The following is a 26,193-nucleotide window of genomic DNA, read 5'->3' on the forward strand; positions in this document are numbered from 1 at the left end:
TGGATCAGAACACCCGCCGAACTTTTCGCCGCCTCGCCGCCTTCGCCAGGGCCGGAACTCCCGCCAGCGCGTCCCGGCCCACCTGCTCCTGCCGGCCGTACAGCACCCCGAAATGGAAACTGTCCGAGCCCAGCTCCCGCAGCACGCCGCGGGCGATGTTGGAGTCCTGGTAGTCGCCCAGCCCGTCCTGGAGATCGGTCAGCGCCTTGACCAGCCCCTTCGCTGGCTTGCCCGCCTCGGGTGCGATCAGCTCGACCGCATACCTCGCCTGCTTGAAGCCCTTCCGCGAATCGTGGATCTCCTCCTCGACGCCCGACTTCAGCGCCGCGTCCAGCTTCGCGTCCGCCTTCTCCAGCACCTTCCGCGCCCGTCGCACCGGGTCCGGGGTCTTCGGTGAGCCGTGATCCACCAGCTCGTCGATGTGATCCAGCAGATCCAGGTAGCGATCCGACTCCAGCGCCTCGGCCAGCTCGGCCCGGCCGGCCTCGACCCGGTGCTCCAGATGCGACCGCACCCGCGCGGCGGTGTGCGCGAACTCGGGACCCGCCTCCTCGACCAGGCCCAGCAGCTTCTCCTCCAGCACCTGCGGGTCACGCACCGCACCCAGCACACCGGCCAGCCAGCGCAACTCGTCCCGCAGGTCCTGCTCGTCGAACGCCTTCCGGTACGTCTTCAGGGTGCTGCGCAGACGACGCGTCGCGACCCGCATCTGGTGCACCGCACGGGGCTCGCCACGACGGGCCGCCGGGTCGTGGCCGAGAATGGCGTCGCGCTGCTCCCGGGCGTACAGCATGACGGGGTTGCTCTGCGGTCTTGTCTTCTTGCCCTTCGTCGCGGCCAGCCGCCCGGCCAGCGCCCGCGCCACCTTCGACGGGCCCTCGGCCGGACGCGCGCCGGCGTCGAGCAACCGCTGCTCCACGGCGTCGAGGATGGTGGCGTCGCCGTCGACCAACTCGACCTCGACCTCCTGCCAGACCGTCTCCGAGCCGTCCGACTCGGCGGTCACCCGGTCCTGCGCCACCAGCGCGAGCGTGCGCCCGCCGGCGTCCCGCAGCGGTGTCTCCACCCGGTGCGTGCGCAACCGGGCCACCGGCCCCAGTGGGCTGCGCCGCACGATGGCCCGGACCAGCGCGGTCAGCTCGCCCGGCACCTCCGTGCCGTTCGCGGGAAGCCGATGCTCGGTACGGCCGGCGCCGTCACCCGGGGTCTTCAGATGCCAGCCCGCGTCGTTGCCGCCGCTGCGCTGCCGAAGAGTCCGGCGATTTCTCATCAACCGGAGGTCCTCGGTGTCGAAGTACGTGGCGTCGAGATCATGGGTCTCGGCGCCGTCGACGGCGGCTATCTCGCCGACGCCGACCAGGTCAGGAAGCTCGAACGTTTCGGGGACGTCGTATTTGCGCTCGGTCTCGGTGGCGATCTCCACCCGTCCATGGTGCCTGGCCCGACGGCTCGTGCACAGCCATGTCTCAGGTTCGCCTGGCATCGTGGTGGCCCGGCCAGTAAGGAGTGCTGCATGGACAAGTCCGAACGCCGCCCGATCCCTCTCGCCGTCTCGCTCGCCGGCCTGCGCCTCATGGGCGCCGGGGCCGTCCTCGGGCTGGCACTCGCCGTCCCCGCGGCGCCCGCCCAGGCCGACCCGCCACGGCCTCCGGCCACCACGCAGGACCAGCCCGACGAGGCGCCCGAGGGTTAGACCGGCTACCGCAGGGGCTCGTCGTTGACGTGCAGATAGAGGGCCCGCGCATAGTTCGCGGTCGCGGCGTTGTAGTACATCGTCGCCAGGCCGGTCGAGAAGCTGTTGGTGGTCAGCGCGTTCTTCGCATTCGATGAGGCGGACCAGCGGATCTCGGCATCGGTGGTGCTGATGCCGCGGCGTGCGCAGCGCAGCCGGTTCATCTCCTTACCGGTCCGCCACATGTCGAGGGCCACTTCAGCCTCACGCATCATCGCGCGGGCCTGCTGCATGAGGGACTCGGCGAGATCCCAGGCATCCTGCTCGCTCTCGTTGTGCTGGTAGATCGGATTCACATCCACCTCCCGCTGGCTCGGTTTAGAGTGTGAGCGGGATTTCCGGACATGTCGACTTTTTTCGATCGCCAGCGTGAAATCCGAGCCGCCGGCTTGCCACCGACCTCCCCACCTGATCACCGGGCTCACGGTGACGGGAAGGCCTGCCGGCGCCCTTACGCGGCAGAGACCTCCGCAGCGGTCCGCGGAATCGTGGTACTCCCATCAACGCCGTTCCGGCCCCGGCGCCGGTCGTGCGAGCAGCGTCAGTTCGTCCGAGCGACGCCGATCGGGCAGGTCATGCCGTTGGGACCGTGATTGCAGTAGCCGTTGGGGTTCTTCGCGTCGGAAAGGTACTGCTGGTGGTAGTCCTCGGCGTAGTAGTAGGTCGTCAGGGGCTTGATCTCGGTGGTGATCGTGCCGTGGCCGGCCGCGGTCACCACCGGCTGGAAGGCGTCGCGTGACGTGGCTGCCGCCTCGGCCTGGGCGTCCGTGGTGGTGTAGATCGCCGAGCGGTACTGCGTGCCGACGTCGTTGCCCTGGCGCATGCCCTGGGTCGGGTCGTGGTTCTCCCAGAACACCTTGAGCAGGTCCGCGTAGCCGATCTTCGCGGGGTCGTACACGACCTGGATCACCTCGGCGTGGCCGGTGGTGCCGAAGCAGGTCTCCTCATAGGTGGGGTTGGCGGTGAAGCCTCCCGCGTAGTCGGCCGACGTGGAGTGCACGCCGGGCAGCTGCCAGAAGATCCGCTCCGCGCCCCAGAAACAGCCCATTCCGAAGACGGCGACCTCGAACCCGGCCGGCCACGGTCCCTTCATCGGGGTGCCGAGCACGGTGTGGGTGTCGGCGACCCGGAGCTCGGCGTCGCGGCCGGGCGTCGCGGTCTCGGCGGTGGGCAGGTCGAGCTTCTTGTACCGCAGGAACACGGTCACTCCCTTCGTCCGATGTCGTCAACGCTGAGACGGAGGTATTCCTTACCGATGGTGTCCGCGACCGCCGCGGCCTCGTCGTCGCTGTCGTACTTGCGGCGGGGCCAGAAGAATCCGCGCAGGCCGTCGCCCTTGGTGCGGGGGACGACGTGGGTGTGCAGGTGGGGCACCGACTGGGAGACGACGTTGTTCATCGCGACGAAGGTGCCCTGTGCGCCGAGCGCGGCCGGCACCGCCGTGGACAACAACTGCACGAAACGGAAGTAATCCGGCAGGAGGTGGGCCTCCAGTGAGGGGAGCGTCACCACGTGGGGGCGGGGACGACCAGGACGTGACCCTTGAAGACCGGGCGGATGTCGAGAAAGGCGAGGCCCGCGGGCGACGACGCCACCATGAAGGCCGGAACGGAACCCGAAACGATGCCGCAGAACACGCAGTCCGCCATCAGGTGAGACTAGCCTTGCGCAACATGACGGCTAACAGCTACGGGTTCGACACCCTCGCCATCCACGCCGGCCAGGAGCCGGACCCGCGGACCGGTGCGGTGGTGCCACCCATCTATCAGACGAGCACCTACGCCCAGGACGCCGTCGGCGCCCCCCGCCTGGGCTACGAGTACAGCCGCTCCGGCAACCCGACACGGGACGCGCTGCAGGAGTGCCTGGCCGCGATCGAGGGCGGGCGGCGCGGGCTCGCCTTCGCCAGCGGCCTGGCGGCCGAGGACACCCTTCTGCGTGCGGTGTGCCGGCCCGGCGACCACGTGGTCATCCCGAACGACGCCTACGGCGGCACGTTCCGCCTGTTCAGCAAGGTCGCCGAGCGCTGGGGCCTGGACTGGACGGCCGTCCCGCTGGACGACATCGACGCGGTGCGGGCCGCCTTCCGCCCGGGGCACACCCGGCTGATCTGGTCCGAGACGCCGACCAACCCGCTGCTGAACGTGAACGACGTCGCGCAGCTGGCCGGTCTCGCCCACGAGTACGACGCGATGCTCGCCGTGGACAACACGTTCGCCTCGCCGTACCTGCAGCAGCCGATCGCCCTCGGCGCCGACGTGGTGATCCACTCCACCACGAAGTACCTGGGCGGTCACTCGGACGTGGTGGGCGGCGCGCTGGTCACCGCGACCGACGGGCTCGGCGAGGAGCTGGCCTTCCACCAGAACGCGATGGGCGGCGTCAACGGTCCCTTCGACGCCTGGCTGACCCTCCGGGGGATCAAGACCCTGGGTGTACGGATGGACCGGCACTGTGACAACGCCGAGCGGATCGTCGGCTACCTGAGCGAGCACCCGGCTGTGGCGAGCGTGCTCTACCCGGGTCTGGAGACGCACCCCGGTCACGAGGTCGCGGCCAAGCAGATGAGCCGGTTCGGCGGCATGGTGTCGTTCCGCGCGGCGGGTGGCCCGGAGGCGGCGATCGCGATCTGCAACAAGGCGAAGCTCTTCGTGCTCGCCGAGTCGCTCGGTGGTGTGGAGTCCCTGATCGAGCACCCGGGTCAGATGACACATCTGTCGGCTGCGGGCTCAGCGCTTGAAGTTCCCGCCGATCTCGTGCGACTGTCTGTCGGCATCGAAACCGTTGACGATCTGCTCGCCGATCTCGAGCAGGCTCTCGGATAACAGACCGACGCTGGAGAAACTGCGCGATGGATTCGACGACCTGGGTGGGCGCCACCGCCAAACAGATCTCCCGTGCGGTGCGCCGCGGTGACGCGAGCGCCACCCAGGTCGTGGCCGACCATCTCGAACAGATCGCCATCTCCGACCCGGCCCTCGGCGCGTTCCGGGTGGTCCGGGGCGGCGAGGCGATCACCGAGGCGGAGAAGGTCGACGACCAGGAGGACCTGGCCAACCTGCCGCTCGCCGGGGTGCCGGTGGCGGTCAAGGAGAACACCGCGGTGGCGGGGCTGCCCACGTGGCACGGCTCGGCCGCCGCGCGTACCCCCGAGGTTGCCGAAGTCGACCACGAAGTGGTCCGGAGGTTGCGCGGCGCGGGAGCCGTCGTCGTCGGGGTGACCAAGATGCCGGAGATGGGCCTGTGGGCCGTCACCGACGACGCGGACGGCCCGACCCGTAACCCGTGGGACCTGGAGCGGACCCCGGGCGGCTCGTCCGGTGGCTCGGCCGCCGCGGTCGCCGCCGGGCTGGTGCCGATCGCGCAGGGCAACGACGGGCTGGGCTCGATCCGGATCCCGGCCGCCTGCTGCGGCCTGGTCGGGCTCAAGCCGGGTCGCGGCGTGGTGCCGGTCGACTTCGGTGACAAGGACTGGTTCGGCCTGGTGGAGAACGGTGTGCTCACCACCACCGTGGCCGACGCCGTGCTGGGCTTCTCGGTCCTCGCCGGCCAGGCCCCGGCCAAGCTCGTCGAGCCGTCGAAACTGCGGATCGGTGTCTCGCTGCGGTCGCCGGCGGCCGGCGTGAAACCGGACGAGTCGAACGTCTCGGCCGTCACGAGGGCCTCGAAGCTGCTGGTCGACGTCGGGCACGACACGGTCACCGCCGACCCGGTCTACCCGACCGGCGTGGCCCTGGGAGTGCTGGCGACCTGGTTCGCCGGCGCGTACGTGAACTCGGAGGGCCTGCCGATCGAGCGCCTCCAGCCGCGGACCCGCCGGCACATCGCCCTCGGACGGGCCGTGATGAAGGCCGGGCTGGTCCGGCAGAAGCAGCGTGACGCCTGGCGGGAGCGGTCCACCCAGTTCTTCGCCGACAGGTCGATCGACCTGCTGCTCACGCCCGCGCTCGCGACGGCGCCGCCGCCCGCCGTGCAGTACTCCGCGTCGCCGTGGCGCAAGAACATGTGGGCCAACGCCTCGTACGCGCCGTACGCGGCGCCGTGGAACTACGCCGGGCTCCCCGCGATCGTGGTGCCGGTCGGCTTCCGCCCGGACGGCCTGCCGCTCGCGATCCAGCTCGTCGGACCGCCCGGATCCGAGTTGCTGCTGCTCTCGGTGGCCGGTCAATTCGAGGTCGCGAATCCCTGGCAGCGTCACGCGCTGGTCTGAGGCCGGGTTTCGGTGGCGCCGGGCAGACCGGCGACACCGCCGGGGCGGGCGTGTCGCCGCGGGGCGTCGCCGGGCCTGCGAGGCGACCGGGGCCGGATGGCACGATTGGTGGCCATGACCGTCTCCGGCACTCCGCTCGACCTGCTCACCCTCGCCGACGTCGAAGCCGCCCGCGACCTGCTCTCCGGGGTCGTCAAGGAGACGCCCCTGATCCCGTCCCGGCCGCTCACCGAGATCACCGGGGTGCCGGTCTGGCTCAAGTGTGAGAACCAGCAGCGCGCCGGGTCGTACAAGGTGCGCGGGGCGTACACCCGGATCTCCCGCCTGTCGGCCGCGGAACGGGCCCGGGGTGTGGTCGCGGCGAGCGCCGGCAACCACGCCCAGGGGGTGGCGCTCGCGGCGGGACTGCTCGGCGCCCGGGCCACCGTCTTCATGCCGGAGGGTGCGCCACTGCCCAAGGTCTCCGCCACCAAGGGGTACGGCGCGGCCGTCGAGTACGCCGGGACCAGCGTGGACGACGCGCTCGAGGCGGCGCACGACTTCGCCCGTACCACCGGAGCGGTCTTGATCCACCCCTTCGACCACCCGGACGTGATCGCCGGGCAGGGCACCGTCGCGCTGGAGATCCTGGCCCAGTGCCCGGAGGCGGCGACGATCATGACAGCGGTCGGCGGTGGCGGGCTGATCTCCGGGCTGGCGGTCGCGGCCAAGGCTCTGCGGCCGGACATCCGGATCGTCGGGGTGCAGGCGAGCGGCGCGGCGGCGTACCCTCCCTCGCTCGCGGCCGGCGCCCCCCGCAAGCTGGAGTCGTGCGCCACGATCGCCGACGGCATCGCCGTCCTGCGCCCCGGGGATCTGACGTTCGCGCACGTCGCGAAGCTGGTCGACGAGATCGTCACGGTCAACGACGAGGACCTGTCGGCGGCGTTGCTGGTGCTCCTGGAGCGGCACAAGACGGTGGTGGAGCCGGCCGGTGCGGCGGCCGCGGCGGCCCTGTTGACCGGCGCCTACGTGCCGGCCGGCGGCCCGGTGGTGGCCATCCTGTCCGGCGGCAACATCGACCCGATGCTGCTGCTGCGGGTGATCGAGCACGGGCTGGCCTCGGCGGGCCGGTTCCTGCGTCTGGCGGTGCGCTGCTCGGACCGGCCCGGTGAGCTGGCCCGGCTGCTGCGGGAGATCGCGGCGCAGCGGGCGAACATCGTCGACGTCAACCACTCGCGGCAGAGCCCGCGGCTCAGCTTCGGCGAGGTGGAGGTGGCGCTGTCGGTCGAGACGCGTGGGCCGGCCCACTCGTCGGCGCTGATCAAGGCGCTGCGCGATGCCGGTTACCGGGTGGCGCTGCTGGCCGACACCACCCCCTGACAGGCGAGAGCCCGCGGCATGCTCGCCGCGGGCTCCGTCGCTGATCGGTCCGGTCTGGCTGATCAGTCCGGTGTGGTGGTCGCCGCCGTCTCAGCGACACCGCGCGAGCGGTGGGACCCGATGGGTCAGCCCTCGAAGGGGCCGAACTCGACCACGGTGACCTTGATGTCCGCGCCGCTCGGGGCCGCGTAGGTGACCGTCTGGCCGGGGCGGGAGCCGAGGATCGCCTTGCCGAGGGCCGACTCGGGGCTGTAGACCTTGAGCTTCGTGGTGGAGGAGATCTCCCGGGAGCCGAGCAGGAAGGTCTCGGTGTCGCTCTGGTCGTCGTCGAAGTAGATCGTCACGACCGAGCCGGGACCGACCGAGTCGGCGGCCTTGATCTCGCCGACCTCGGAGTTGCGCAGGAACTCCTTCAAGTACAGGATCCGGCCCTCCTGGCGGCTCTGCTCCTCACGCGCCGCGTGGTAGCCGCCGTTCTCCCGAAGGTCGCCCTCCTCGCGCCGCGCGTTGATCTCCGCCGCTATCGCCGGCCGGTTGGCGATCAACTCGTCGAGCTCGGCCTGCAGCCGGTCGTGAGCGTCCTGGGAGAGCCAGGTCTTCGGCGCCTCGGAACTGGACACGGTCGATCTCCTTGTTGGAACGGGCATGGTCGAAGCATGCCGCCCGGAGGGACGACATGCTGAACGCAGCGAATTACCAAGCTTACCAGCGGTATACGAGCCGCCCGGAAGGTGAAGTGTTGTCGGATCTCGACGAAGACGGGGTCAGCCCGCGGCGCGACAGCCCATCACGTCGCCCACCGACGCGCGCGCCGTGGTCGGCACCGGCTGGCTGACGTCGACCGTCCCGCCGCCGGCCGGCGCCGGCACCGTCACCGGCTTGCGGCCGACCTCGAAACCGTCGTAGTCACGGGCCCGGACCATGCACATCGCGGCGCCGCCCTCGGGGACCCGGACCCGGAACTCCACCACCATCTCGGCGTCCGACGAGACCTTCCACCCGATGATGTCGGCGGTGTAGTCGGTCTGACCGAACTTGTCGTAGTAGGCATAGGTGAGGCCGGCGAGCCCGACGCCGAACACCACGGTGGCCACGATCGGGAGCAGACGACGCCGCCCGCCTTCACGGCGACGGCCATACCGGCCGGGCGGGAAGACGGGGGTTGTGGCGTGCGTCTCGCTCACCTGACGACCTCTCGTGCGTTTGTTGTCGGGGGGATCGGCCAGAATGGCAGGGTTCCATCTTCGCAGCCGATCCCGGCCCGCTGACCGCAGGCCTGGTCGAGAGGATCTCAACAACCGTGGCCGAGCAATTGCGTCTCATGACCGTGCACGCGCACCCCGACGACGAGTCGAGCAAGGGCGCCGCCACCATGGCGAAATACGTCGCCGAAGGTGTCCAGGTGCTGGTGGCGACCTGTACCGGTGGGGAGCGGGGCAGTGTCCTCAACCCCAAGATGGATCGGCCCGAGGTGCTCGCCGACATCACCGAAATCCGCCGCGCCGAGATGGACCGGGCGCGCGAGATCCTCGGTGTCGAGCAGGCGTGGCTCGGTTTCGTCGATTCCGGGCTGCCCGAGGGCGACCCGCTGCCGCCGCTGCCGGAGGGCTGTTTCGGCCTGCAGGACCCGGAGGAGGCGGCCAAGCCGCTGATCAAGCTGATCCGCGAGTTCCGGCCGCACGTCATGACCACCTATGACGAGAACGGCGGGTACCCGCACCCCGACCACATCATGTGCCACAAGGTGTCGGTCGTGGCGTTCGAGAAGGCCGGTGACCCCGAGCTCTACCCGGAGCTGGGCGAGCCGTGGCAGCCGTCGAAGCTGTATTACAACTCCGGCTGGACCCGGGCGCGGATGCTGGCGCTGCACGAGGGCATGCTGGCGGCGGGGCTGGAGTCGCCGTACGCGGAGTGGCTGGAGAAGTGGTCCGACCGCGACGACCGCGGCGACAAGATCACCACCCGGGTCGAGTGCGGAGAGTATTTCGGGGTTCGTGACGACGCGCTGCGCGCCCACGCGACGCAGGTCGACCCGGACGGGTTCTGGTTCCACATCCCGCTGGAGATGCAGCAGAAGGTGTGGCCCACCGAGGACTTCGAGCTCGCCCGCTCACTCGTGGACAGCCCGGTTCCGGAGTCCGACCTGTTCGCGGGCATCCGGGAGAAGGTTGACGCCCACTGAGCAGTACTCTGGCGGCGTGGAGTACTTCGCGGTCAACAACTTCGGCGACACCCGATCGGGCGGCCTGGCCGGCCCGATGGGGTTGTTCCTCATCGTCCTCATGTGTGTGGCGACCGTTTTGTTGATCCGCAACATGAACAAGCGCATCCGTCGGCTTCCCGACAGTTTTCCTCTTGCGTCGGAGCGGGATCGTGTGTCAGAGATCGCCCCCGGCGGCGACACGGCCGAGCGTTCCGCCGCCGCCGCCTCCGGCGAGGTCGAGGCCGATCGATCGGTGGTCTCTGAGCAGGTCGGAGACGCCGAGGTGGGGGGCGTGCGCGCCGAGCCTGGCGCGCCCGCTCCGCGCGACGACGCCGAGCGCCCCTGATCATCGGGCCGGGCGGCGGCCGCGCGTGGTTTCGACTCCTCCGCGACGAGTGTGTCCGTCTCGGCCCCGTCAAGCCCTGTTGCGTTCAACAGGATTGATTTAGCCTTCCGCCGGGGGCCGCACGGCCCCGGGACCCTGCGCGGAAGGGGGCGCCGACATGCCACTTGTCCGGCGCGAACTCTCCGTAACCGATCTGCACGTGCATCGTGCCGTGCGCCCGCGGATGTCGCCGTGAGAGCCGTCCGGGAGTCCTGGAGCAGCGCGACCGGCGCCATGAGCCGGCCGCGCCCGGTACGGATCCTCACCGCCGTCGTCGTGATAGCCGCCGCCGCGGCCGTCATCCTCGGCGCACTGCAACCCGTGCCGGCCACCGGCGGCCGCCCCCTGTCACCGGCCACCGGCGTCTGTGTGGCCGCCGTCCTCTCCGCCATCGCCCAACTGGCCGGCCTCCGGTTCCGGCTCGGCCCCGACGCCGTCTCGGTGAGCTGGGCCGAGGCCGCCGTGGTGGTCGGGTTCGTGGTCGCGCCGGCCGGCTGGCTGCCCGCCGCGACCCTGGCCGGCACCGGCGCGGCCTGGCTCCTGCTCGCCTGGCTGACCGGCCTGCGCAACGTCGCCGAGATAGTCCACCTGGTCGCCTCGATGACGCTCGGCGTGGCCGGCGCCGTCCTGGTCACCTCGCTGCTGGCCGGCGACGCCCCGGTGCACAGCGCCCGGCTCCCCCTGGCCCTGGCGGCGGGCGCCGGCACCTATCTGCTCATCACCTTCGGGCTGGTCGTGCTCACCCTGATGCTCCACCGCGACGCCCAGCCCGGTCAGATCGCCGCCCGCGTGCTCTACGCCAAGCTGCCGATGTCGGTCGGCAACGTCATCGTCGGCGTCCTCGCCGTCTACGCGCTGATCCGGGAGCCGCTCTGGCTGCTCGCCTTCGGCCCGGTCCTCTGGCTGCTGCACCGCACCTACCGCTTCCACCTGCGCGCCGCCGAGGAACGCCGGATGTGGGAGGCGTTCGCGACCGCCACCACCCGGCTGTCCGGCGCCAGCGAGGCCGAGGTGGCCCGGGCCGCCCTGCGCGGCGCCCTCGACATCTTCGGCGCCAGCCGCGCCGAGCTGGAGGTGCACACCGGGCAGGGCCGACGGCGGTACGCGCAGGACAGCCCCGGCCTGGAGGGCGTCGCCGGCACCCGGTCCGGCCCGGCTGTCACCCGGACGATGGTCGTCGCCGGCCGTCAGCTGGGCGAGCTCACCGTCTGGCTCGGCGACACCGGCCTGCCGGGCCCCCGCGACGAGGCGGCGATCGCGGCGTTCGGCGAGGCGCTGGCCGGCGCCCTGCACGACGCGGCAGCCCACCAGCGGATCACCGACCTGGACGCGCGAGTCGCCCACGAGCGCCTGCACGACCCGCTGACCGGCCTGATCAACCGGTTCGCACTGGCCGGCGAGGGCGACCCGCTGCTCCGCTCGCTGGAGCGGGACCGCCAGGTGGCTCTGCTGCTGCTCGACATCGTCGGCTTCCGTCAGGTCAACAGCACGCTCGGGCACGGCGGCGGCGACGAGGTCCTGCGGCTGGCCGCCGGTCGGCTCACCGCGCTGGCCCGCCCCGGTGAGCTGGTGGCACGGATCGGCGACGACGAGTTCGCGCTGCTCCTGCCGGTGACGGCGCTGGCCGACTCGGCATGGCAGCCGACCCGGCCCAGCCCGTTGCCGGCCGCTCTGCGCCGCGCCCGGGAGCTGGTCGAGCAGCTGCGACTGCCGGTCCAGGCGGCCGGTGTCCGGCTCTCGGTGGAGGTGACCGTCGGCGTGGCGGTGGCCGCGGCCGGCGAGGCCGAGGTGGCCGAGCTGCTGCGCCGCGCGTCGATCGCCGTCGACCGGGCCAAGGAGCTGGGCGTCACCGTCGGGACGTACGACAGCAGCCAGGACGCCAGCAGCACCGACCAGCTGGCGCTGCTCGCCGACCTGCAGGACGCGTTCGCCGCCGACGACCAGATCATGTTGCATCTGCAGCCCGCGGTGGACCTGGTGACCGCCGCGCCGACCGGGGTGGAGGCGCTGGTCCGCTGGCGGCACCCCCGACGGGGCTACCTGTCGCCGGCCGAGTTCCTGCCCGCGGTGGAGCGCAGCGAGCTGCTCATCCCGTTCACCCGGCGGGTGCTCGATCTGGCCCTCGCCTCGGCCGCGGACTGGACGGCGGCCGGCATCGACGTGCCCGTCTCGGTCAACGTGTCGGCGCGCAGCCTGACCGACCCGACCTTCCCGGCCCAGGTCACCGAGGCGCTGCGCCGGCACCGTACGCCCGCGTCCCGCCTGGTCCTGGAGATCACCGAGTCGGTGGCGGTCAGCGAGCAGGAGATCGTCGACGAGGTGCTGGCCCGGCTGCGGACGTCCGGCGTGCAGGTGTCCCTCGACGACTTCGGCACCGGCTTCTCGTCGCTCTCGTCGGTGACCCGGATGCCGATCGACGAGATCAAGATCGACCGGTCGTTCGTGGACGAGATGATCGACTCGGCGGCGGCCGGTGCGGTCGTCCGGGCCGCCGTCGAGCTCGGCGTCCGCCTCGGTGTCCGGGTGGTCGCCGAGGGCATCGAGACGATCGAGCAGCGGGCCGCCCTGATCGCGCTGGGCTGCCCGTCCGCCCAGGGCTACCACTTCTGCAAGCCGATGCCGGCCGACAAGATCGTGCAGGCGCTCACCCAGCTGGCCCGATCCGCCCCCGCCTCCGCCACGGGGAATGTCACGCAGCTCAGGGCCGACGGCACGGCATAGTCTGGGGGCATGGCCAACCGTCTCGCTGACGCCACCTCGCCCTATCTGCAGCAGCACCGGGACAACCCGGTCGACTGGTGGCAGTGGTCGGAGGAGGCGTTCGAGGAGGCCCGGCGTCGCGACGTGCCCGTCCTCATCTCGGTCGGCTATGCGGCCTGCCACTGGTGTCATGTGATGGCGCACGAGTCCTTCGAGGACGTGGGGATCGCGGCGCGGCTCAACGCGAGCTTCGTGGCGATCAAGGTGGACCGCGAGGAACGGCCCGACGTCGACGCCGTCTACATGACCGCGACACAGGCGATGACCGGGCAGGGCGGCTGGCCGATGACGGTCTTCGCCACGCCCGACGGACAACCGTTCTTCTGCGGCACCTATTTTCCCAAGGATCAGTTCGCCCGGCTGATCTCCTCGGTCCAGGAGGCCTGGCGGGACCAGCGGGACGCGGTGATCCAGCAGGGCGCCGCGGTGGTCGAGGCGGTCGGCGGCGCCCAGCTCGTCGGCGGCCCGACGGCGCCGATCTCCGCCGAGCTGCTCGCCGAGTCGGCCTCCGGCCTGGCCAAGGAGCAGGACGAGAGGTATGGCGGGTTCGGCGGCGCCCCCAAGTTTCCCCCGCACATGAACCTGCTGTTCCTGCTGCGCCACCACGAGCGGACCGGGTCGGCGGAGGCGCTGGAGATCGTCCGGCACGCGTGCGAGCAGATGGGCCGGGGCGGCATCTACGACCAGCTGGCCGGTGGGTTCGCGCGGTATTCGGTGGACGCCACGTGGACGGTGCCGCACTTCGAGAAGATGCTGTATGACAACGCGCTGCTGCTCCGGGCGTACACGCAGCTGTGGCGGATCACCGGCGACGCCTTCGCCCGCCGGATCGCCGACGAGACGGCCGCGTTCCTGCTCCGTGATCTCGGCACCCCGCAGGGCGGCCTGGCGTCGGCTCTGGACGCCGACACCGACGGGGTCGAGGGTCTGACGTACGCGTGGACCCCCGCCGAGCTGATCGCGGCGCTCGGCGAGGAGGACGGCATCTGGGCCGCCGACCTGTTCCGGGTGACCACGCGGGGCACGTTCGAGCACGGCAGGAGCGTGCTGGTGCTGGCCCGCGACATCGACGAGGCCGACCCGGCGCTGGTGGAGCGCTGGCGTGACGTCCGGCGGCGGCTGCTCGCGGTCCGTGCCGAGCGGCCGCAGCCGGCCCGTGACGACAAGGTGGTCGCCTCCTGGAACGGGCTGGCGATCACCGCGCTGGCCGAGCACCGGACCGAGGAGTCCCGGGCGGCGGCGATCCGGCTGGCCGAGGTGCTGGCCGATCGGCACGTCGTCGGCGGTCGTCTGCGCCGAGTCTCCAGGGACGGCGTGGTCGGTGAGCCGGCCGGGGTGCTGGAGGACTACGGCTGTGTCGCCGAGGGCTTCCTCGCCGTGCACCAGCTGACCGGTGAGGCGCGCTGGCTCGACCTGGCCCGGCAGTTGCTCGACGTCGCGCTGGCCCGGTTCGGCAATGGGCAGGGTGGGTTCTACGACACCGCCGACGACGCGGAGAAGCTGGTCGCCCGGCCGGCCGACCCGACCGACAACGCCACCCCGTCCGGTGCGTCGGCGATCTGTGCGGCGCTGGTCGCCTTTGCGGCGCTGACCGGTGAGACGTCCTATCGGGAGGCGGCCGATGCGGCGCTGGCCACCCTCGGGCCCCTGATCGAGGGTCACCCGCGGTTCGCCGGATATGCCGCCACGGTCGCCGAGGCCGCGCTGACCGGGCCCTTCGAGATTGCGGTGGCCACCGACGATCCTGCGGATCCGCTGGTGGAGGCCGCCCACCGGCACGCGCCGGGCGGTTCGGTGATCGTCGCCGGCGCGCCGGACCAACCGGGTGTGCCGCTGTTGGCCGACCGCCCGCTGACCGACGGTGCAGCCACCGCCTACGTCTGCCGCGGTTTCGTCTGCGACCGCCCGGTCACCACGTCCGACGACCTGCTCACCCGTCTCAAGGGGTGATCTCAGTGCTCCATCGGAAGATGATCATGCGGGTCTGACTGGAGTAGCCAGCGGAGCGGCTTTTCCGCCGTGACCTGGTATGCGCCGTTCGACAGCCGATACATCGTCACCGTGTTCGCGGTGTCGCGTGCCACCGTCCAGTACAGCGGGATGCCGGCGCCCGCATACTCGTTGACCTTGGTGAACCTGTCGGTCGCCTCGGAGCCGGGCGAGATGATCTCGATAACCAGCAGAAGGCCGTCGAGGTCTAGCCACACCGCATCACCTGGCTCGTGCGACCACACGGTCAAGTCCGGAATCCGTCCGGCATGACCGACGGCGCCGGGAATCCGGATACCGGGGACCTGCAGGATCTGATCATCGGGCCAACCTGCCCTCAGTAACCATGACATCAGGCGAGTGGCGATCTTGGCGTGCTTTCCATCGGGGGGCGGGACCACAGACAGGACTGCGTGTGTGCTTGTCTCGTATCGACGCCCGTGATCGTCGGCTCCGTTCATGGCGGCGAGGTCGTCGAGGGTGATGGTCTTAGGCATCAGCCTGCCGATTGCCTCTGCGCTCATACCGCAATGCTAATGGCGAGCAACGGGTGCCACCGTGTCGTGAACGGGTGAATGCGGCGGGCGGCCGGACCGGCGGCGGTAGCGCCCGGAGGGCGGGGGCGGGGTGGTGCGGGTGGGGGAGGTGTGGCCGTACCACCGCGATTTGGGGGTTGATCTGCGGCGTCGCTAGGCTGGCGTCGCGATGGATACCCGAACCGGTCTGCCTGTAGTCGGCATGGTGGGGGGCGGGCAGCTGGCCCGTATGACCCACCAGGCCGCCATTTCTCTCGGCCAGTCACTGCGCGTGCTCAGTGAGAAGCCCGATGACAGTGCCGCGCTGGTCGCGGCCGATGTGCCGATCGGCACGCACACCGATCTCGCTGCTCTGCGTGAGTTCGCGAAGGGGTGCGACGCCGTCACCTTCGACCACGAGCATGTGCCGACCGAGCACATCGAGGCGCTCGAGGCCGAGGGGGTGAAGATCTTCCCGGGGTCCAAGGCGCTGGTCTTCGCGCAGGACAAGGGCATGATGCGGGAGCGGCTGGCGGCGCTGGGGGCTCCCGTGCCGCGTTGGGCCCGCGTGACGACGAGCGAGGAGATCGAGGCGTTCGCGGGCGGCTCCTGGCCGGTGGTGGCCAAGGCCACCCGTGGGGGGTATGACGGTCGCGGCGTCTGGATGGTCGGCTCCCGTGAGGCCGCCGACGACCTGGTGTCGACCGGCATCTCGCTGATCGTCGAGGAGAAGGTGCCGCTGCGGCGCGAGCTCGCCGCCCTGGTCGCCCGGTCGCCGTTCGGGCAGGTCGCGGCCTACCCGGTGGTGGAGACCGTGCAGCGCGACGGCATCTGCGTCGAGGTGGTCGCGCCCGCGCCGGGCCTGTCCGAGGAGCGCGCGCTCGAGGCGCAGCAGCTCGCCATCGACCTGGCCACCTCGCTCGGTGTGGTCGGCCTGCTCGCCGTCGAGCTGTTCGAGACGGACGCCGGCATCGTGGTCAACGAGCTGGCCATGCGCCCGCACAACTCCGGCCACTGGACCATCGAGGGCGCCCGGACGTCGCAGTTCGAGCAGCACCTGCGGGCCGTCCTCGACTATCCGATGGGCTCGACAGCGCTGACCGCCCCGGTCGTCGTGATGGCGAACGTGCTGGGTGGTGAGCCCGGCGGCATCTCCATCGACGAGCGGTTGCACCACCTGTTCGCCACCGACCCCGGCGCCCGGGTGCACCTCTACGGCAAGCAGATCCGTCCGGGCCGCAAGATCGGTCATGTGACGGTGCTCGGCGATGATCTGCACGAGGTGCGGGCGCGGGCGGTTCGCGCCGCCAAGTGGCTTCAGGAGGGTGTGTAGATGAATCCCGTCGTCGGCATCATCATGGGCAGCGACTCGGACTGGCCGACCATGGAGGCGGCCGCGGTCGCTCTGGCCGAGTTCGACGTCCCGTTCGAGGTCGGTGTGGTCTCCGCCCACCGGACCGTGAAGAAGATGGTGGACTACGCCGAGTCGGCGGCCGACCGGGGCATCCGGACGATCATCGCCGGGGCCGGCGGGGCCGCGCATCTGCCGGGCATGGTGGCCGCGTTGACCCCGCTGCCGGTGATCGGCGTCCCGGTGCCGCTCAAGCACCTGGACGGGATGGACTCGCTGCTGTCGATCGTGCAGATGCCGGCCGGGGTGCCGGTGGCGACCGTGTCGATCGGTGGGGCGCGTAACGCCGGCCTGCTCGCGGTCCGCATTCTCGGCGCCTCGCATCCGGAGATCCGCCAGAGGATGGTGGAGTTCCAGGCCGGGCTGGAGAAGCTGGTCGCCGAGAAGGACGCGGCGCTGCGCGACCGCCTGATGGGCGCCTAGGCTCCGTCGGCTCTGGCTCCCCGGAGCACGTAGAGGGCGGTGCCGGCCGTGAAAACGGCCAGCACCGGCCACCAGGCGAGCGGGGCCGTGGACGGCTGGACCGGCCACGCCCAGATCTGCGCCGGGCCGCCGTCGAGCGGCGGCGCCGCGGCGTAGACGGCGCAGACATAGGCGAGGACCGGCAGCCAGGCCAGCCGTGTCCCGATCAGGGCGGCGCCCGCGGCGACCAGTCCGACGCAGCCGAGCGTGTTGCGGATCAGCGCGGCGTCACCGTGCCCGGCGAGGGCCAGCAGTCCGGCGGTGATCGTCACCGCTGCGGCCAGATGACCGGTTCTGATCAGGCGCCACGGCACCGGCACGCCGCGTTCCAGCCACTCGTCGGCGCCGGCCAGGGTGGGACCGAGCAACATGGCGGCCAGCAGCGGACCCACGGCCAGCACCGGCGTGCGGGCCTCCACCGGGTCGAAGAAGGGCCGGGTGGCCAGGAACCGCATGGCGGTCGCCACGAGTGCCGCGACGACCAGCAGTCCGGCGGCGAACGCCGGGACGCCGCGGGCCCGCAGATGCAGGCGGATCACGACCGGGCCAGCCTTCGCAACTCGTCCTGGTCGCAGGCACGCGCGGCGGCCAGGACCCGGCCGACCCACTGCTCGTGTTCCGGGGTCAGCTCCTCCGCCAGGTGCTCCGACGCCGTGGTGAGCGTCTGAGCGGCCGTCGGATCGGCCGGCGACGGGCAGCCCGTGTCGTAGATCAGCTCCCGGACGTCCGGCAGCCACTCCGGGTGGGCCGGGCCACCCGTCACCCCCGCCTGGGTGGTGATCGAGATCCACCAGACGTCGTCGCGGCGTTCGTCCTGCTCCCGAGCCAGGACGTCGACCGCGCGGACCGGGGCGCCGGGCACGCCGGCGACCCGGGCCAGCTGGGCCTCGACCGGGCCGGCGATGTCCTCCAGCAGGAACGCGTGCACCCGGGTGACACAGACCTGAGGAGTCCGGTCGGTGCAGACCAGGGCGAGCGCCGCGGCATCCGTGCCGACGCCACTGCCGGCCGGCGCCGCCACCACCAGGGCCGCCGCCAGCGCGCCCGGGACCACGGCGGTCCACCACAGGCGTGCCGCCAGCGACAAGAGCACCGCGCCGAGCGCGACCAGCCAGCCGGCCTGCCAGGCGTGATAGCCGACCGGCCAGACGTCCGCCGGCCCGGCGTAACCGATCACCGGGGACAGGCCCGTCCAGCGTGTCTCGTGCAGGTAGACCGGCACGGCGAGACCGAGGTAGACGATCACGCCGGCGACCGGGGCCACCAGCCGCAGCGCCACGAACCGCCCGAGCAGGACGCCGAGGGCCGCGGCGGAGGGCAGCGCGATCAGGCCGACCAGGAGGGGCCACCACCATCCGTCACCGACGTGGCTGGCACGCAGACCGACAAGGATCATCGCGATGACGAGCGGCGGCACGAGGCCGGCCAGGCCGGCCAGCGTCACCGCCGCCCAGGCGGCCACCAGCGGCTGCCAGGCCGGTCGCGGCATGGTGGAGAGCAGATCCTCGATCCGGGCTCGGCGGTCCCGGCCGATCTGCCAGGCGCCGCCGGCGACCTGTAGTGGGATCAAGATCAGGAGCGAGACGCGGAGGTACGTGGAAAGCCCCGTCCACTGACCGGCCCAGCTCTCCGGATGCGCCGCCAGCATCCACGTCATCGCCATCGCGGTGAACAGCGCGACCAGTGGCGGAGTGCCGCGACGGATCTCGGTCCACAGGATGCGCCGGGCCATACGCGCGCCGGCCGCCCGGTCGCCGCTGCCACCGGTCATGCCTGCGCCGCCCTCAGCACGGCCGTGTAGCCGCGCTCGAGCGCGGAGTCGCCGACATCGCCGTCACCGCCGGCCGCGGCCAACCGCTCCGGCGTGCCGGTGAAGATCGGACTGCCCCGGTCGACCAGGACGACCCGCTCGCACGCCACCGCGACGTCCTCCACCAGATGTGTGCTGACCAGCACACACGCGTCCACGCCAACCTCCCGCAGCAGCGCGCGGAACCGCACCCGCTGCTCCGGGTCGAGTCCCGCGGTCGGCTCGTCGAGCAGCAGCAGACGCGGGTCGTTGACGATCGCCTGCGCGATCCCGGCCCGGCGCTGCATGCCGCCGGAGAGGGTGCGCATCCGGTCGTCGGCCCGGTCCAGCAGGCCGACCCGCTCCAGCGCCCGGTCCACCGCCGTCGGTATCCGGTTCGCCGGCATCTGCTTCAACCAGGCGAAGTACTCGACGAACTCGCGCACCGTGAACCGTGGATAGAAACCGAAACTCTGTGGCAGATAGCCCAGTTCCCGGCGCACCCGCCTCAGCGCCTTCTCGTCGTCGATCGCCGTGCCCAGCAGCCGGACGGTGCCCCGTTCCGGCCGGGCAACCGTGGCCAGCACCCGCATCAGCGTCGTCTTGCCCGCCCCGTTCGGCCCCAGCAGACCGTGCACTCCGGTGTCCAGCACCAGGTCCAGACCGTCCAGCACGACCCGGCGGCCGTAACGGACCCGCAACTCCTCGACCACGACCGTCACCGGTGCGCCTCCCTCTTCCGGACGATGATCAGCAGAACCGCGGCGACCGTCGTGATCAGCCAGGCCGGGGTGGTGCCGGTGGACACCAGCAGGTCGGTGGTGCCCTCGGGACTCCACCTGGTGCCGACGACCAGCACGCCCCACGCCGCTCCGACCGCGGTCGCCGCCACGGCCGGGCCGGTCAGCGAGGCCAGCGCCAGGGTCAGCGCGGTCAGTGCCACGCACGGCAGCAGCCAGACCGCCGGGACGCCCAGGCCGGACGCGAGACCGGCGGCCACCGACACCGGCAGCGAGACGACGAGCACCGACAGGGTCCGCCACAGGACGATGCGCAGGCCGCCGTACGCCGTGGACGCGACCATCTCGTGCAGCGGATCGGTGTGCCGCCCGTAGGACATCGCCGTCCCGAGGACCGGCAGTGCCGGCGCCGTCAACAGCAGCACCCACTGCGGCACCACAGCGACCGGCTGAGCCGCCACGACCAGGGCCAGCCCGACCGTCGCCGCGACCGCGGAGATCCACGCGGCCCGCGCATGCGGACCCGACCCCACCAGCATCCGGATCCGGCGGGCCGGGGTGGCCCGCCGTACCCTCCCTTGCGGGGGCAGAGCCGTCGGCGGTGGCGCCGGATCGCCCGGGACCCGCGCCCGGCATGCCCGGCACTCGTCGAGGTGCGCCTCCAGCGACCAGACGTCCGGCTCGGTCAGCCGGTCCCGGGTCCAGGCCAGCAACTCGGCGTCGGACACGTGATGGCTCATGAGAGGGCCTCCCTCGGCAGACGCCGGGCCCGCATGGCGCGGGTCTTGACCGTTCCCTCCGGCACGCCGAGCAGCACGGCCGCCTCCCGGACGCTCAGGCCGTCCAGCACGGTGGCCTGGAGCACCGCCTTGAGCTCGGGGGAGAGGCCGCGCAGAGCGTCGATCACCGCGGTGTCCCAGACCCGGGTGAGTGCCTCGTCCTCGGCCGACGGATGCCGGCCGTGCACCGCGTCGCCGGCCGCCTCGACCGTGCGCGGGCGGACCGCGGCCCGCCGCTGCGCGTCGATCAGCCGGCTCAGCGCGATCGACCACAGCCAGCCGGCCGCCTCGGCGCCACCCCGATAGCCGGCCGCGACCCGCCACACCGCCAGGAAGGTCTCCTGCAGCAGCTCGGCCGCCAGCTCGCGATCGGGGCACCGGCGGCGCAACCGGGCCGACAGCCACGGGGCGTGGGCGCGGTAGAACGCCTGGAACGCGGCCCGGTCACCGGCCGCGATCCGGCGCAGCGCCGCGTCGTCCCCGATCGATTCCACTTCCACGCAGGGTAGGGACGCAGCGCGCCGAGATCCGGTTCACACCGGCGGTCACCGCATGTCGGAGGGCCTCGCGGAACTCCCCGGGACGCCGGCGGTCACCGCATCTTGGAGAGCACCTCGCGGAACTCCTGGGTACGCCGCCGGTTCTCGCTCGATGCTCCCAGGAACAGCAGGACCACACCGACCGGGATCAGCATCAGCCACGGGCCACCGACAGTGAAGGCGAACGCCAGCGCCGCGACCACCGTGGCGGCCGTGCCGACCACTACGGGTGCCTGTTGACGGCTGCGCGAGCCGACGATGAGCGTCGCCACCGCCCCGAGCAGCAGGAGCACCGCACGCAGGTCGCCGCCGTTGCCGGCGATCACGATGCCGATCGTCGGCACGAAAGCGGCCAGCAGCGCCGGACCGTACGCCGCCCAGCTGCTCAGATCGGGCCGGTGATGCGCCTCGACCACACCGACCGCTAGCGCCAGAGCAGCGAACGGCAGCGTGTACGCCTCCGGCAGCCCCACCTCGTTCAGCGAGATGAACAGCCACCAGCCGGCGATCTCGAACCCGACGGCCACCCAGAACAGGGTGCGCCGCTGACTCGCCGTACGGTCCGGCCGGGACGCCGTCAGGCCCAGCACCGCACCCCAGGCCGCCAGCAGCGCCGCGAGATGGGCGGGGGAGTTCAGGGCCAGCACGCCGGCGACGGCCGCCGATGCATACCCGCTCCACTCGACGGTGATCGCCTCGGCCCGGTACTGCGGCAGCCCGAGCCGGGGCAGCGCCGCCTCCAGCGACAGCAGGCCCGCGCCGACAGCGAGCACTCCGAACGCCGCCCAGTGCCGTTCCAGCCCGGCCGAGATCGCCACCGCCATCACGAACATCTGGCCCATCAGCGCGGCGAACAGCCAGCCCAGGAGACGGGCCGACTGGTTGCGCCCGGCGAGCGCCGCGACCAGGCCGACCCCGACCGCGCTGCCCAGCGTGAACACGGTCAGCGACTCCAACGCCAGGCTGCCGGCCAGCCCCGCGCCACCGGCGAGCAGGCCGATCGCGAAGACGACCCCGCGGGTGGTGCGCAGCAGCGGCGCCCGGTGCGCGACCGGTGGCGGGGTGAGCGCCAGACCCAGCATCGAGATGGTGAAGACCACCAGCGCCGCCCCGGTCGCGGCCGGGAACCGCGCGTCCAGGGCGATCGGGGTGATGAGCAGGGTCAACGCGAGACCCGGCAGGATCACCGGGACCGCCTCGGACACCTTGCCGCCGAAACCGACCGCGGCCAGCGCGGCCGCGCCTGTCAGTAGCACCGCGGCCAGGGCGCTGGTGCCGTTCACGGTGCCGGCGGCGGGTGCGGTCAGCTCCGGGATCGGGCCGTCCCAGATCGCCCGCAGCTGGCCCAGCGGGTCGACCAGCGCCGCCCGCAACGCCGGTGCCAGCGAGAACAGCGCGAGAATGGTCGGCAGCAGCGCCAGCATCACGGCGCCCGCGGCCGGGTCGGCGAGCCAGCGCTCACCCCAGCCGGACCGCCGGATCCGCATGTAGCGGCTGGCGGCCGGACTGTCGTCGAACGGCGCGATCCGCGGCACCGGCGACGGCGCCGGCGGAACCGCGCCGCGCAGCATCTCGGCGAGCACCCCCACCAGGGCGGCCGCCGCCGCGTAGAGGGCGGTCGGATAGTCGGTCGGGATGCAGGCCACCGCGGTCACCGTGGCGCCCAGCACCACGCCGATCGTGGCCCACGGCAGATATTGCGGGAGGAACCGGCCGACCGCGGCCAGGACCGCCAGGCCCAGCGTGGAACCGGCCAGCGCGGCGGTCAGCACCACCTCGATGCCGTGTCCCTGGCCGGCGGCGAGCGCGGCCAGCACACCGGGCAGCGCCAGCAGCACCGACCCGGCGGCCGCGCCGCCGATCTGCGCCCGGTGCTGCGGCAGCACCCGATCCGGGGCCTCGTCCGGCGTCTCCTCGAGCTCGGCGGTGTCCTCGAACGAGGTCGGCGGCGCCTTCACCGGAATCCGGGCGGCGGCCGCCACCACCGTGCCGAGCAGCACGATCGCCAGCAGCGCCAGCGCGGTCGACCAGGGCCGGGCCAGACCGGCCGAAGCGGCGTGCAGCAGCACCGCGGCGGCCACCCCGGCGCGGGCGCGGGCCGAGTGCGCGTCGGTCGCGGCGACGGCGGCCAGCGCGTACGCGACCGCGACCGCCGTGCCCACGAGCAGCGGTGACCACCAGGGCATGCCGAACGCGTACGGTGTGCCGATCGTGGCCATCGCGGCGGCCAGCCCCGACGCGTACGGCGACCACGGTCTCGGCATCGCGATCGCCGCCGTGATCGCGATCGCGACCAGGGCGAACGGGGCCTGCCAGGCCCCCGCTTCGGGGGTGGCCGGATAGGCGGACAGGTCGGCGGCCCACAGCGGACCGGGCAGCGACAGCGCCCTCAGCCCGCCGACCACCGCCTGCCATCCGGCGATCGCGCCCACCACGAGGGCGGCCAGTCCCAGACCACGGGCCGGGCCGGGCCGCCAGTCGTCGGGCAGGACGGTGACACCCATGCCGACCAGCAGCACCATCACACCGGCGACGGCGAGCGGCGCGTCCGGGAAGGCCAGGGCGGCGACCCGGGCCAGGGCGCCGCAGATCGCCACGGTGGCGGCCGCGGCGGCGATGTCCGGGCCGTCGAGCATCCGGTCCGTACGCCCCCGGTTGTCGATCGACTTGGCGAAGAAGAGCAGGACGGCCGCGCCGAGCAGCAGCGCGCCCACCCAGATGTCCGGCGCGGCAGCGCCCGGGGCGAAGAGCGCGGCCAGCGCCATCGCCATCGCGCCCAGGCCGGTCCCGGCCGTCATCGGCAGGCTGATCTCGCGTCGCGCCACCTGGAACACGGCGGCGTAGCTGAGCGTGGCGGCGACCGCCAGGAAGCCGGCGGCCAGGGCCGGGACGGTCGAGCCGGCGGTCGGTGGCGGGCCGCCACCGGGGTCGGAGACGGCCAGCGCGGCGGTCACCGCGGCGCCCGGGATCGCCAGCGCGGCGGCGCCGGAGGCCCAGTCGCCGATCACCCAGGCGAACAGGCGCACCGGGATCTGCCGGGCCGCGATCGCGACCATCACCCCGGCCCCGGCCAGGGCGGTCAGCACGGCCGCGGTCAGCCAGGAGGCGCTCAGCGCGGCACAGGCCCCGAACAGGCCGACGACTCCGGCCGCCGCGACGTGGGTGGCCGCGGTCCGCAGCGTGTTGGCCCACAGACCGGCGGCCCCCAGCCCGATCGACGCCAGCACGAGCGGCCACGGCGCCTCCGACCAGGGCAGGCCCAGCGAGGCGGGTACGGCCAGCGCGGTCAGGGCGATGCCGATCACCGCGCCCTCGTGCCGGATCGTGGTGGGCAGAGCGAGGGCGGCGGCGATGGTCATGAGCAGCGCGCTGAAGGCCAGCAGCCAGCCGGACGGGCCGACCGCCTCGACGAGCCGCTGAGCGTACGCCGTGGTGTCCGCGTCCCAGATCGGCCGGGCCGCCGCGATCGGGGCGACCGCCGCGCGCAGCACGTCCACCCCGACGACGAGGCCGAGCAGGACGAGCGCGCCGGTCGACGCGTACTGCGGGCCACGCCGCATCGTCTCCGGCAGCATGCCGATGACCGCGCCGGCCACCGCGACGGTCGCCGCGGCGGCCACCACGCTCCAGTTCGGCGCCACCACACCGGCGATCCGGGCCATCGCGCCGATCACCGCGAGGGTGAGCACCGCGCCCGCCACGTTGATCGCGGTCGGTTGCTTGAGCAGGCGGGCGGCGGCCACCGCGGTGAGCGCGGCGGCGATCAGGATCAGGCCGGAACGCAGCGCGTCACCCAGCACCTGTGCCTGAAGCAACGCCACCGACGAGTAGAGCAGTGCGCCCGCGGACGCGATGCAGAGCAGCGCGAAGGTCAGTTCCCGCAGCCAGTCGGCGGACGGCGGGACGGCCGGTGGCGCCAGCGGCATCGAACCGGCCGGCGGCGCGCCCTCCGGTCGTGGCCCGGGGAAGATCCGGGTCGGGAGCCAGCGGCGACGCGGCCGGTTGAAGCCGGGGATGATCAGGTCCGGCTCCTCCTGGCGGGACTCCGGGCGCGGCGGGGCGTCCGCGGCGTACGACGAGGGGTCGGCCGGGTCGGGACCGCGGTCGGTGTCCGCGTCGGCGAGCGACTCGCGGTCGGCGGGCACGGGCCGCCCCAGCGGCCAGCGCGGGACCAGCCGGCCGGCCCGGATCACCCGGGTGAGGAGCAGCAGGTCGAGGAGGGCCACGGCGGTCAGCGCGAGGCCCCAGCCGGCCGGGCTCTGGATCAGGGGGTACGCCAGAAGTGGCGCGACCGGCTGTGTCGCGATCACCGTGGCGTACCGGGGAGCGGCCAGTCGCGTGGCCCCGGCGTAGACGAACGCGGCCACCGCGGTGAGCGCGAACGTGATGCCGAGGTAGAGCGCGGTCGGCACGTCGGCGCCGGTCAACGGGCTGTCGTGCAACGCGTACAGCGTCATCGGGAGCAGGATCAGCCCGATCGCGGCGATCGTCTCACCGGTCGAGGTGAGCCCGCGCTTGGCCACGCCGGGCGCGACCGACAGGGCGATCCCGGTGAACAGCGCCAGGATCAGCGCGCGCGCGAACGGGTTGTTGACCGCCACCGTGGCGAACACGACGGCCGCCACGCCGAGCAGCAGCGCGCCCAGGACCAGCAGAATGTTCTGGACCGACTGGGTGGACGCCTCGGGCGGGTGCTCCATGGTGGCCAGCGGCGGCCGGCGTGGCGGTGGTTTCGGCCTCGTTCGCGGCGGCTCGGGCCGCTCGGTCGGGGGCGGGTCGTCGACCAGGACGGCCACCCCGTCGGTGGCGACGCCCGGCGGCCCGGTGTGCGCGGTGCCCGGCTCGGCCCAGTCCGGCGCCGGGCCCGGCCGGCGTGGCGGCCGCGGCTCCTCGGCGTCGACCTGGGGCGGCCCGGCCTCGCCGGGCTGCGGTGGTGGTGGGTAGTCGACGGGCTTGCGCCGGGCGGCGGCGGCCGCGGTGGTGCGCCGGGTCTTCGTGCCCTTGGACCGCTGCTGCTTCTGCGCATGCGCGAGGATGTCGCGCTGGAACAACGCGGCCTGGAGCTTGCTCGCGATCTTGGTCCGCTCGGCGGCGGCCTGCATGTCGCGGATCTTCAGGTCGGATATGGAGGCGTCGATGCGAGCCAGTTGTTCGTCAACGTGATCGGGCTCGTCAGCCTGCGCCACAGGACCTCCTCGACCGTCCGGCCGCTGTCTGTAGTTAGAGCATGCCTTTCCGGCACCTCATTAGAACAGTCTCAAGCGGGTGGAGATCTGTGGAAACGGCCCCGAACCCGGCGGTTTCCCCGGATGCCCAG

At 72.5% G+C, this 26,193-nt stretch carries 22 protein-coding genes and 1 pseudogene; 10 read left to right on the plus strand and 13 right to left on the minus strand.

What is annotated here, in order from left to right; translation table 11 throughout:
- Window positions 1-4: 4 nt before the first annotated feature.
- Window positions 5-1,423, minus strand: coding sequence for a CHAD domain-containing protein (locus tag ACQPZW_RS04035; protein ID WP_433793485.1), 1,419 nt, complete (start codon window positions 1,421-1,423; stop codon window positions 5-7).
- A 90-nt stretch (window positions 1,424-1,513) separates the two neighbouring features.
- Here ACQPZW_RS04035 and ACQPZW_RS04040 point away from each other — a divergent pair, with 90 nt between their 5' ends.
- Window positions 1,514-1,693 carry a hypothetical protein gene (locus ACQPZW_RS04040; protein WP_433793486.1) on the plus strand — a complete coding sequence of 60 codons (180 nt, stop codon included), beginning with the start codon at window positions 1,514-1,516 and terminating at the stop codon, window positions 1,691-1,693.
- A gap of 5 nt (window positions 1,694-1,698) precedes the next feature.
- Here ACQPZW_RS04040 and ACQPZW_RS04045 read toward each other — a convergent pair whose 3' ends face one another.
- The 3 genes and pseudogenes from ACQPZW_RS04045 to ACQPZW_RS04055 all read right to left on the minus strand — a co-directional run bounded on the left by ACQPZW_RS04045 (window position 1,699) and on the right by ACQPZW_RS04055 (window position 3,381).
- Window positions 1,699-2,028: a hypothetical protein gene (locus tag ACQPZW_RS04045; RefSeq protein ID WP_433793487.1), complete on the minus strand. Its 330-nt coding sequence runs from the start codon at window positions 2,026-2,028 to the stop codon at window positions 1,699-1,701.
- A gap of 245 nt (window positions 2,029-2,273) precedes the next feature.
- Window positions 2,274-2,933 carry a peptide-methionine (S)-S-oxide reductase MsrA gene (gene msrA, locus ACQPZW_RS04050; protein ID WP_433793488.1) on the minus strand — a complete coding sequence of 220 codons (660 nt, stop codon included), beginning with the start codon at window positions 2,931-2,933 and terminating at the stop codon, window positions 2,274-2,276.
- A gap of 2 nt (window positions 2,934-2,935) precedes the next feature.
- Window positions 2,936-3,381: pseudogene (locus ACQPZW_RS04055) on the minus strand (HIT family protein).
- Between the two features lie 24 nt (window positions 3,382-3,405).
- On the opposite strand from ACQPZW_RS04055, the gene ACQPZW_RS04060 reads away from it, so the two are divergent.
- From ACQPZW_RS04060 to ilvA, 3 genes are all read left to right on the plus strand, one after another.
- Window positions 3,406-4,557 (plus strand): cystathionine gamma-synthase, encoded by a 1,152-nt coding sequence (locus ACQPZW_RS04060; protein WP_433793489.1) that lies wholly within the window; start codon window positions 3,406-3,408, stop codon window positions 4,555-4,557.
- A gap of 26 nt (window positions 4,558-4,583) precedes the next feature.
- A complete protein-coding gene (locus ACQPZW_RS04065; RefSeq protein WP_433793490.1) occupies window positions 4,584-5,942 on the plus strand; it encodes an amidase in 1,359 nt (452 codons plus the stop codon).
- 96 nt (window positions 5,943-6,038) lie between these two features.
- Window positions 6,039-7,304, plus strand: a complete 1,266-nt coding sequence (gene ilvA / locus ACQPZW_RS04070; protein WP_433793491.1) for a threonine ammonia-lyase — start codon at window positions 6,039-6,041, stop codon at window positions 7,302-7,304.
- A 125-nt stretch (window positions 7,305-7,429) separates the two neighbouring features.
- Here the strand turns inward: ilvA and greA are convergent, their stop codons facing one another.
- Together greA and ACQPZW_RS04080 are read right to left on the minus strand one after the other, a co-directional pair.
- Window positions 7,430-7,924: a transcription elongation factor GreA gene (greA, locus tag ACQPZW_RS04075; RefSeq protein WP_360300780.1), complete on the minus strand. Its 495-nt coding sequence runs from the start codon at window positions 7,922-7,924 to the stop codon at window positions 7,430-7,432.
- A gap of 144 nt (window positions 7,925-8,068) precedes the next feature.
- On the minus strand, window positions 8,069-8,488 hold the full coding sequence (locus tag ACQPZW_RS04080) for a DUF4307 domain-containing protein (protein WP_433793492.1): 420 nt from the start codon (window positions 8,486-8,488) through the stop codon (window positions 8,069-8,071).
- A gap of 116 nt (window positions 8,489-8,604) precedes the next feature.
- Between ACQPZW_RS04080 and mca the strand changes: the two genes are divergently transcribed.
- The 4 genes from mca (at window position 8,605) to ACQPZW_RS04100 (ending at window position 14,602) form a co-directional block, all read left to right on the plus strand.
- Window positions 8,605-9,486, plus strand: coding sequence for a mycothiol conjugate amidase Mca (gene mca, locus ACQPZW_RS04085; protein WP_433793493.1), 882 nt, complete (start codon window positions 8,605-8,607; stop codon window positions 9,484-9,486).
- A 76-nt stretch (window positions 9,487-9,562) separates the two neighbouring features.
- Entirely contained in the window at window positions 9,563-9,853 is a 291-nt protein-coding gene (locus tag ACQPZW_RS04090; protein ID WP_433797416.1) for a hypothetical protein, read from the plus strand.
- A 273-nt stretch (window positions 9,854-10,126) separates the two neighbouring features.
- On the plus strand, window positions 10,127-12,613 hold the full coding sequence (locus ACQPZW_RS04095; RefSeq protein ID WP_433797417.1) for a putative bifunctional diguanylate cyclase/phosphodiesterase: 2,487 nt from the start codon (window positions 10,127-10,129) through the stop codon (window positions 12,611-12,613).
- A 9-nt stretch (window positions 12,614-12,622) separates the two neighbouring features.
- The gene (locus ACQPZW_RS04100; protein ID WP_433793494.1) at window positions 12,623-14,602 is read left to right on the plus strand and encodes a thioredoxin domain-containing protein; all 1,980 of its coding nucleotides are present in this window, start codon (window positions 12,623-12,625) and stop codon (window positions 14,600-14,602) included.
- A 2-nt stretch (window positions 14,603-14,604) separates the two neighbouring features.
- Here the strand turns inward: ACQPZW_RS04100 and ACQPZW_RS04105 are convergent, their stop codons facing one another.
- Entirely contained in the window at window positions 14,605-15,165 is a 561-nt protein-coding gene (locus ACQPZW_RS04105; protein WP_433793495.1) for a Uma2 family endonuclease, read from the minus strand.
- A 181-nt stretch (window positions 15,166-15,346) separates the two neighbouring features.
- On the opposite strand from ACQPZW_RS04105, the gene ACQPZW_RS04110 reads away from it, so the two are divergent.
- Window positions 15,347-16,489, plus strand: coding sequence for a 5-(carboxyamino)imidazole ribonucleotide synthase (locus ACQPZW_RS04110; protein ID WP_433793496.1), 1,143 nt, complete (start codon window positions 15,347-15,349; stop codon window positions 16,487-16,489).
- On the plus strand, window positions 16,490-16,990 hold the full coding sequence (gene purE, locus ACQPZW_RS04115) for a 5-(carboxyamino)imidazole ribonucleotide mutase (protein WP_433793497.1): 501 nt from the start codon (window positions 16,490-16,492) through the stop codon (window positions 16,988-16,990).
- On the opposite strand, the gene ACQPZW_RS04120 is transcribed toward purE, so the two are convergent.
- The 6 genes from ACQPZW_RS04120 to ACQPZW_RS04145 all read right to left on the minus strand — a co-directional run bounded on the left by ACQPZW_RS04120 (window position 16,987) and on the right by ACQPZW_RS04145 (window position 26,062).
- Window positions 16,987-17,568 carry a hypothetical protein gene (locus ACQPZW_RS04120; protein ID WP_433793498.1) on the minus strand — a complete coding sequence of 194 codons (582 nt, stop codon included), beginning with the start codon at window positions 17,566-17,568 and terminating at the stop codon, window positions 16,987-16,989. The two genes, purE and ACQPZW_RS04120, sit on opposite strands and share 4 nt — an antisense overlap.
- Window positions 17,565-18,800, minus strand: a complete 1,236-nt coding sequence (locus tag ACQPZW_RS04125) for a hypothetical protein (protein WP_433793499.1) — start codon at window positions 18,798-18,800, stop codon at window positions 17,565-17,567. Before ACQPZW_RS04125 ends, ACQPZW_RS04120 begins: the two co-directional genes overlap by 4 nt.
- Window positions 18,797-19,540, minus strand: a complete 744-nt coding sequence (locus ACQPZW_RS04130; RefSeq protein WP_433793500.1) for an ABC transporter ATP-binding protein — start codon at window positions 19,538-19,540, stop codon at window positions 18,797-18,799. The genes ACQPZW_RS04125 and ACQPZW_RS04130 overlap by 4 nt, the downstream gene beginning before the upstream one ends.
- Window positions 19,537-20,298 (minus strand): zf-HC2 domain-containing protein, encoded by a 762-nt coding sequence (locus ACQPZW_RS04135; RefSeq protein ID WP_433793501.1) that lies wholly within the window; start codon window positions 20,296-20,298, stop codon window positions 19,537-19,539. The genes ACQPZW_RS04130 and ACQPZW_RS04135 overlap by 4 nt, the downstream gene beginning before the upstream one ends.
- A complete protein-coding gene (locus ACQPZW_RS04140) occupies window positions 20,295-20,831 on the minus strand; it encodes an RNA polymerase sigma factor (RefSeq protein WP_433793502.1) in 537 nt (178 codons plus the stop codon). The genes ACQPZW_RS04135 and ACQPZW_RS04140 overlap by 4 nt, the downstream gene beginning before the upstream one ends.
- A 98-nt stretch (window positions 20,832-20,929) precedes the next feature.
- Window positions 20,930-26,062, minus strand: a complete 5,133-nt coding sequence (locus tag ACQPZW_RS04145) for an SCO7613 C-terminal domain-containing membrane protein (RefSeq protein WP_433793503.1) — start codon at window positions 26,060-26,062, stop codon at window positions 20,930-20,932.
- Window positions 26,063-26,193: the final 131 nt, after the last annotated feature.

It is taken from the genome of Actinoplanes sp. CA-252034 (assembly GCF_050956125.1).
Lineage (GTDB): Bacteria > Actinomycetota > Actinomycetes > Mycobacteriales > Micromonosporaceae > Actinoplanes.

Coding starts and splice junctions, on each gene's coding strand:
- ACQPZW_RS04040 (WP_433793486.1), top strand. CDS start 1,514: ATGGACAAGTCCGAACGCCGCCCGATCCCTCTCGCCGTCTCGCTCGCC.
- ACQPZW_RS04060 (WP_433793489.1), top strand. CDS start 3,406: ATGACGGCTAACAGCTACGGGTTCGACACCCTCGCCATCCACGCCGGC.
- ACQPZW_RS04065 (WP_433793490.1), top strand. CDS start 4,584: ATGGATTCGACGACCTGGGTGGGCGCCACCGCCAAACAGATCTCCCGT.
- ilvA (WP_433793491.1), top strand. CDS start 6,039: ATGGCACGATTGGTGGCCATGACCGTCTCCGGCACTCCGCTCGACCTG.
- ACQPZW_RS04090 (WP_433797416.1), top strand. CDS start 9,563: ATGGGGTTGTTCCTCATCGTCCTCATGTGTGTGGCGACCGTTTTGTTG.
- ACQPZW_RS04095 (WP_433797417.1), top strand. CDS start 10,127: ATGAGCCGGCCGCGCCCGGTACGGATCCTCACCGCCGTCGTCGTGATA.
- ACQPZW_RS04100 (WP_433793494.1), top strand. CDS start 12,623: ATGGCCAACCGTCTCGCTGACGCCACCTCGCCCTATCTGCAGCAGCAC.
- ACQPZW_RS04105 (WP_433793495.1), bottom strand. CDS start 15,165: ATGAGCGCAGAGGCAATCGGCAGGCTGATGCCTAAGACCATCACCCTC.
- ACQPZW_RS04110 (WP_433793496.1), top strand. CDS start 15,347: ATGGATACCCGAACCGGTCTGCCTGTAGTCGGCATGGTGGGGGGCGGG.
- purE (WP_433793497.1), top strand. CDS start 16,490: ATGAATCCCGTCGTCGGCATCATCATGGGCAGCGACTCGGACTGGCCG.
- ACQPZW_RS04125 (WP_433793499.1), bottom strand. CDS start 18,800: ATGACCGGTGGCAGCGGCGACCGGGCGGCCGGCGCGCGTATGGCCCGG.
- ACQPZW_RS04135 (WP_433793501.1), bottom strand. CDS start 20,298: ATGAGCCATCACGTGTCCGACGCCGAGTTGCTGGCCTGGACCCGGGAC.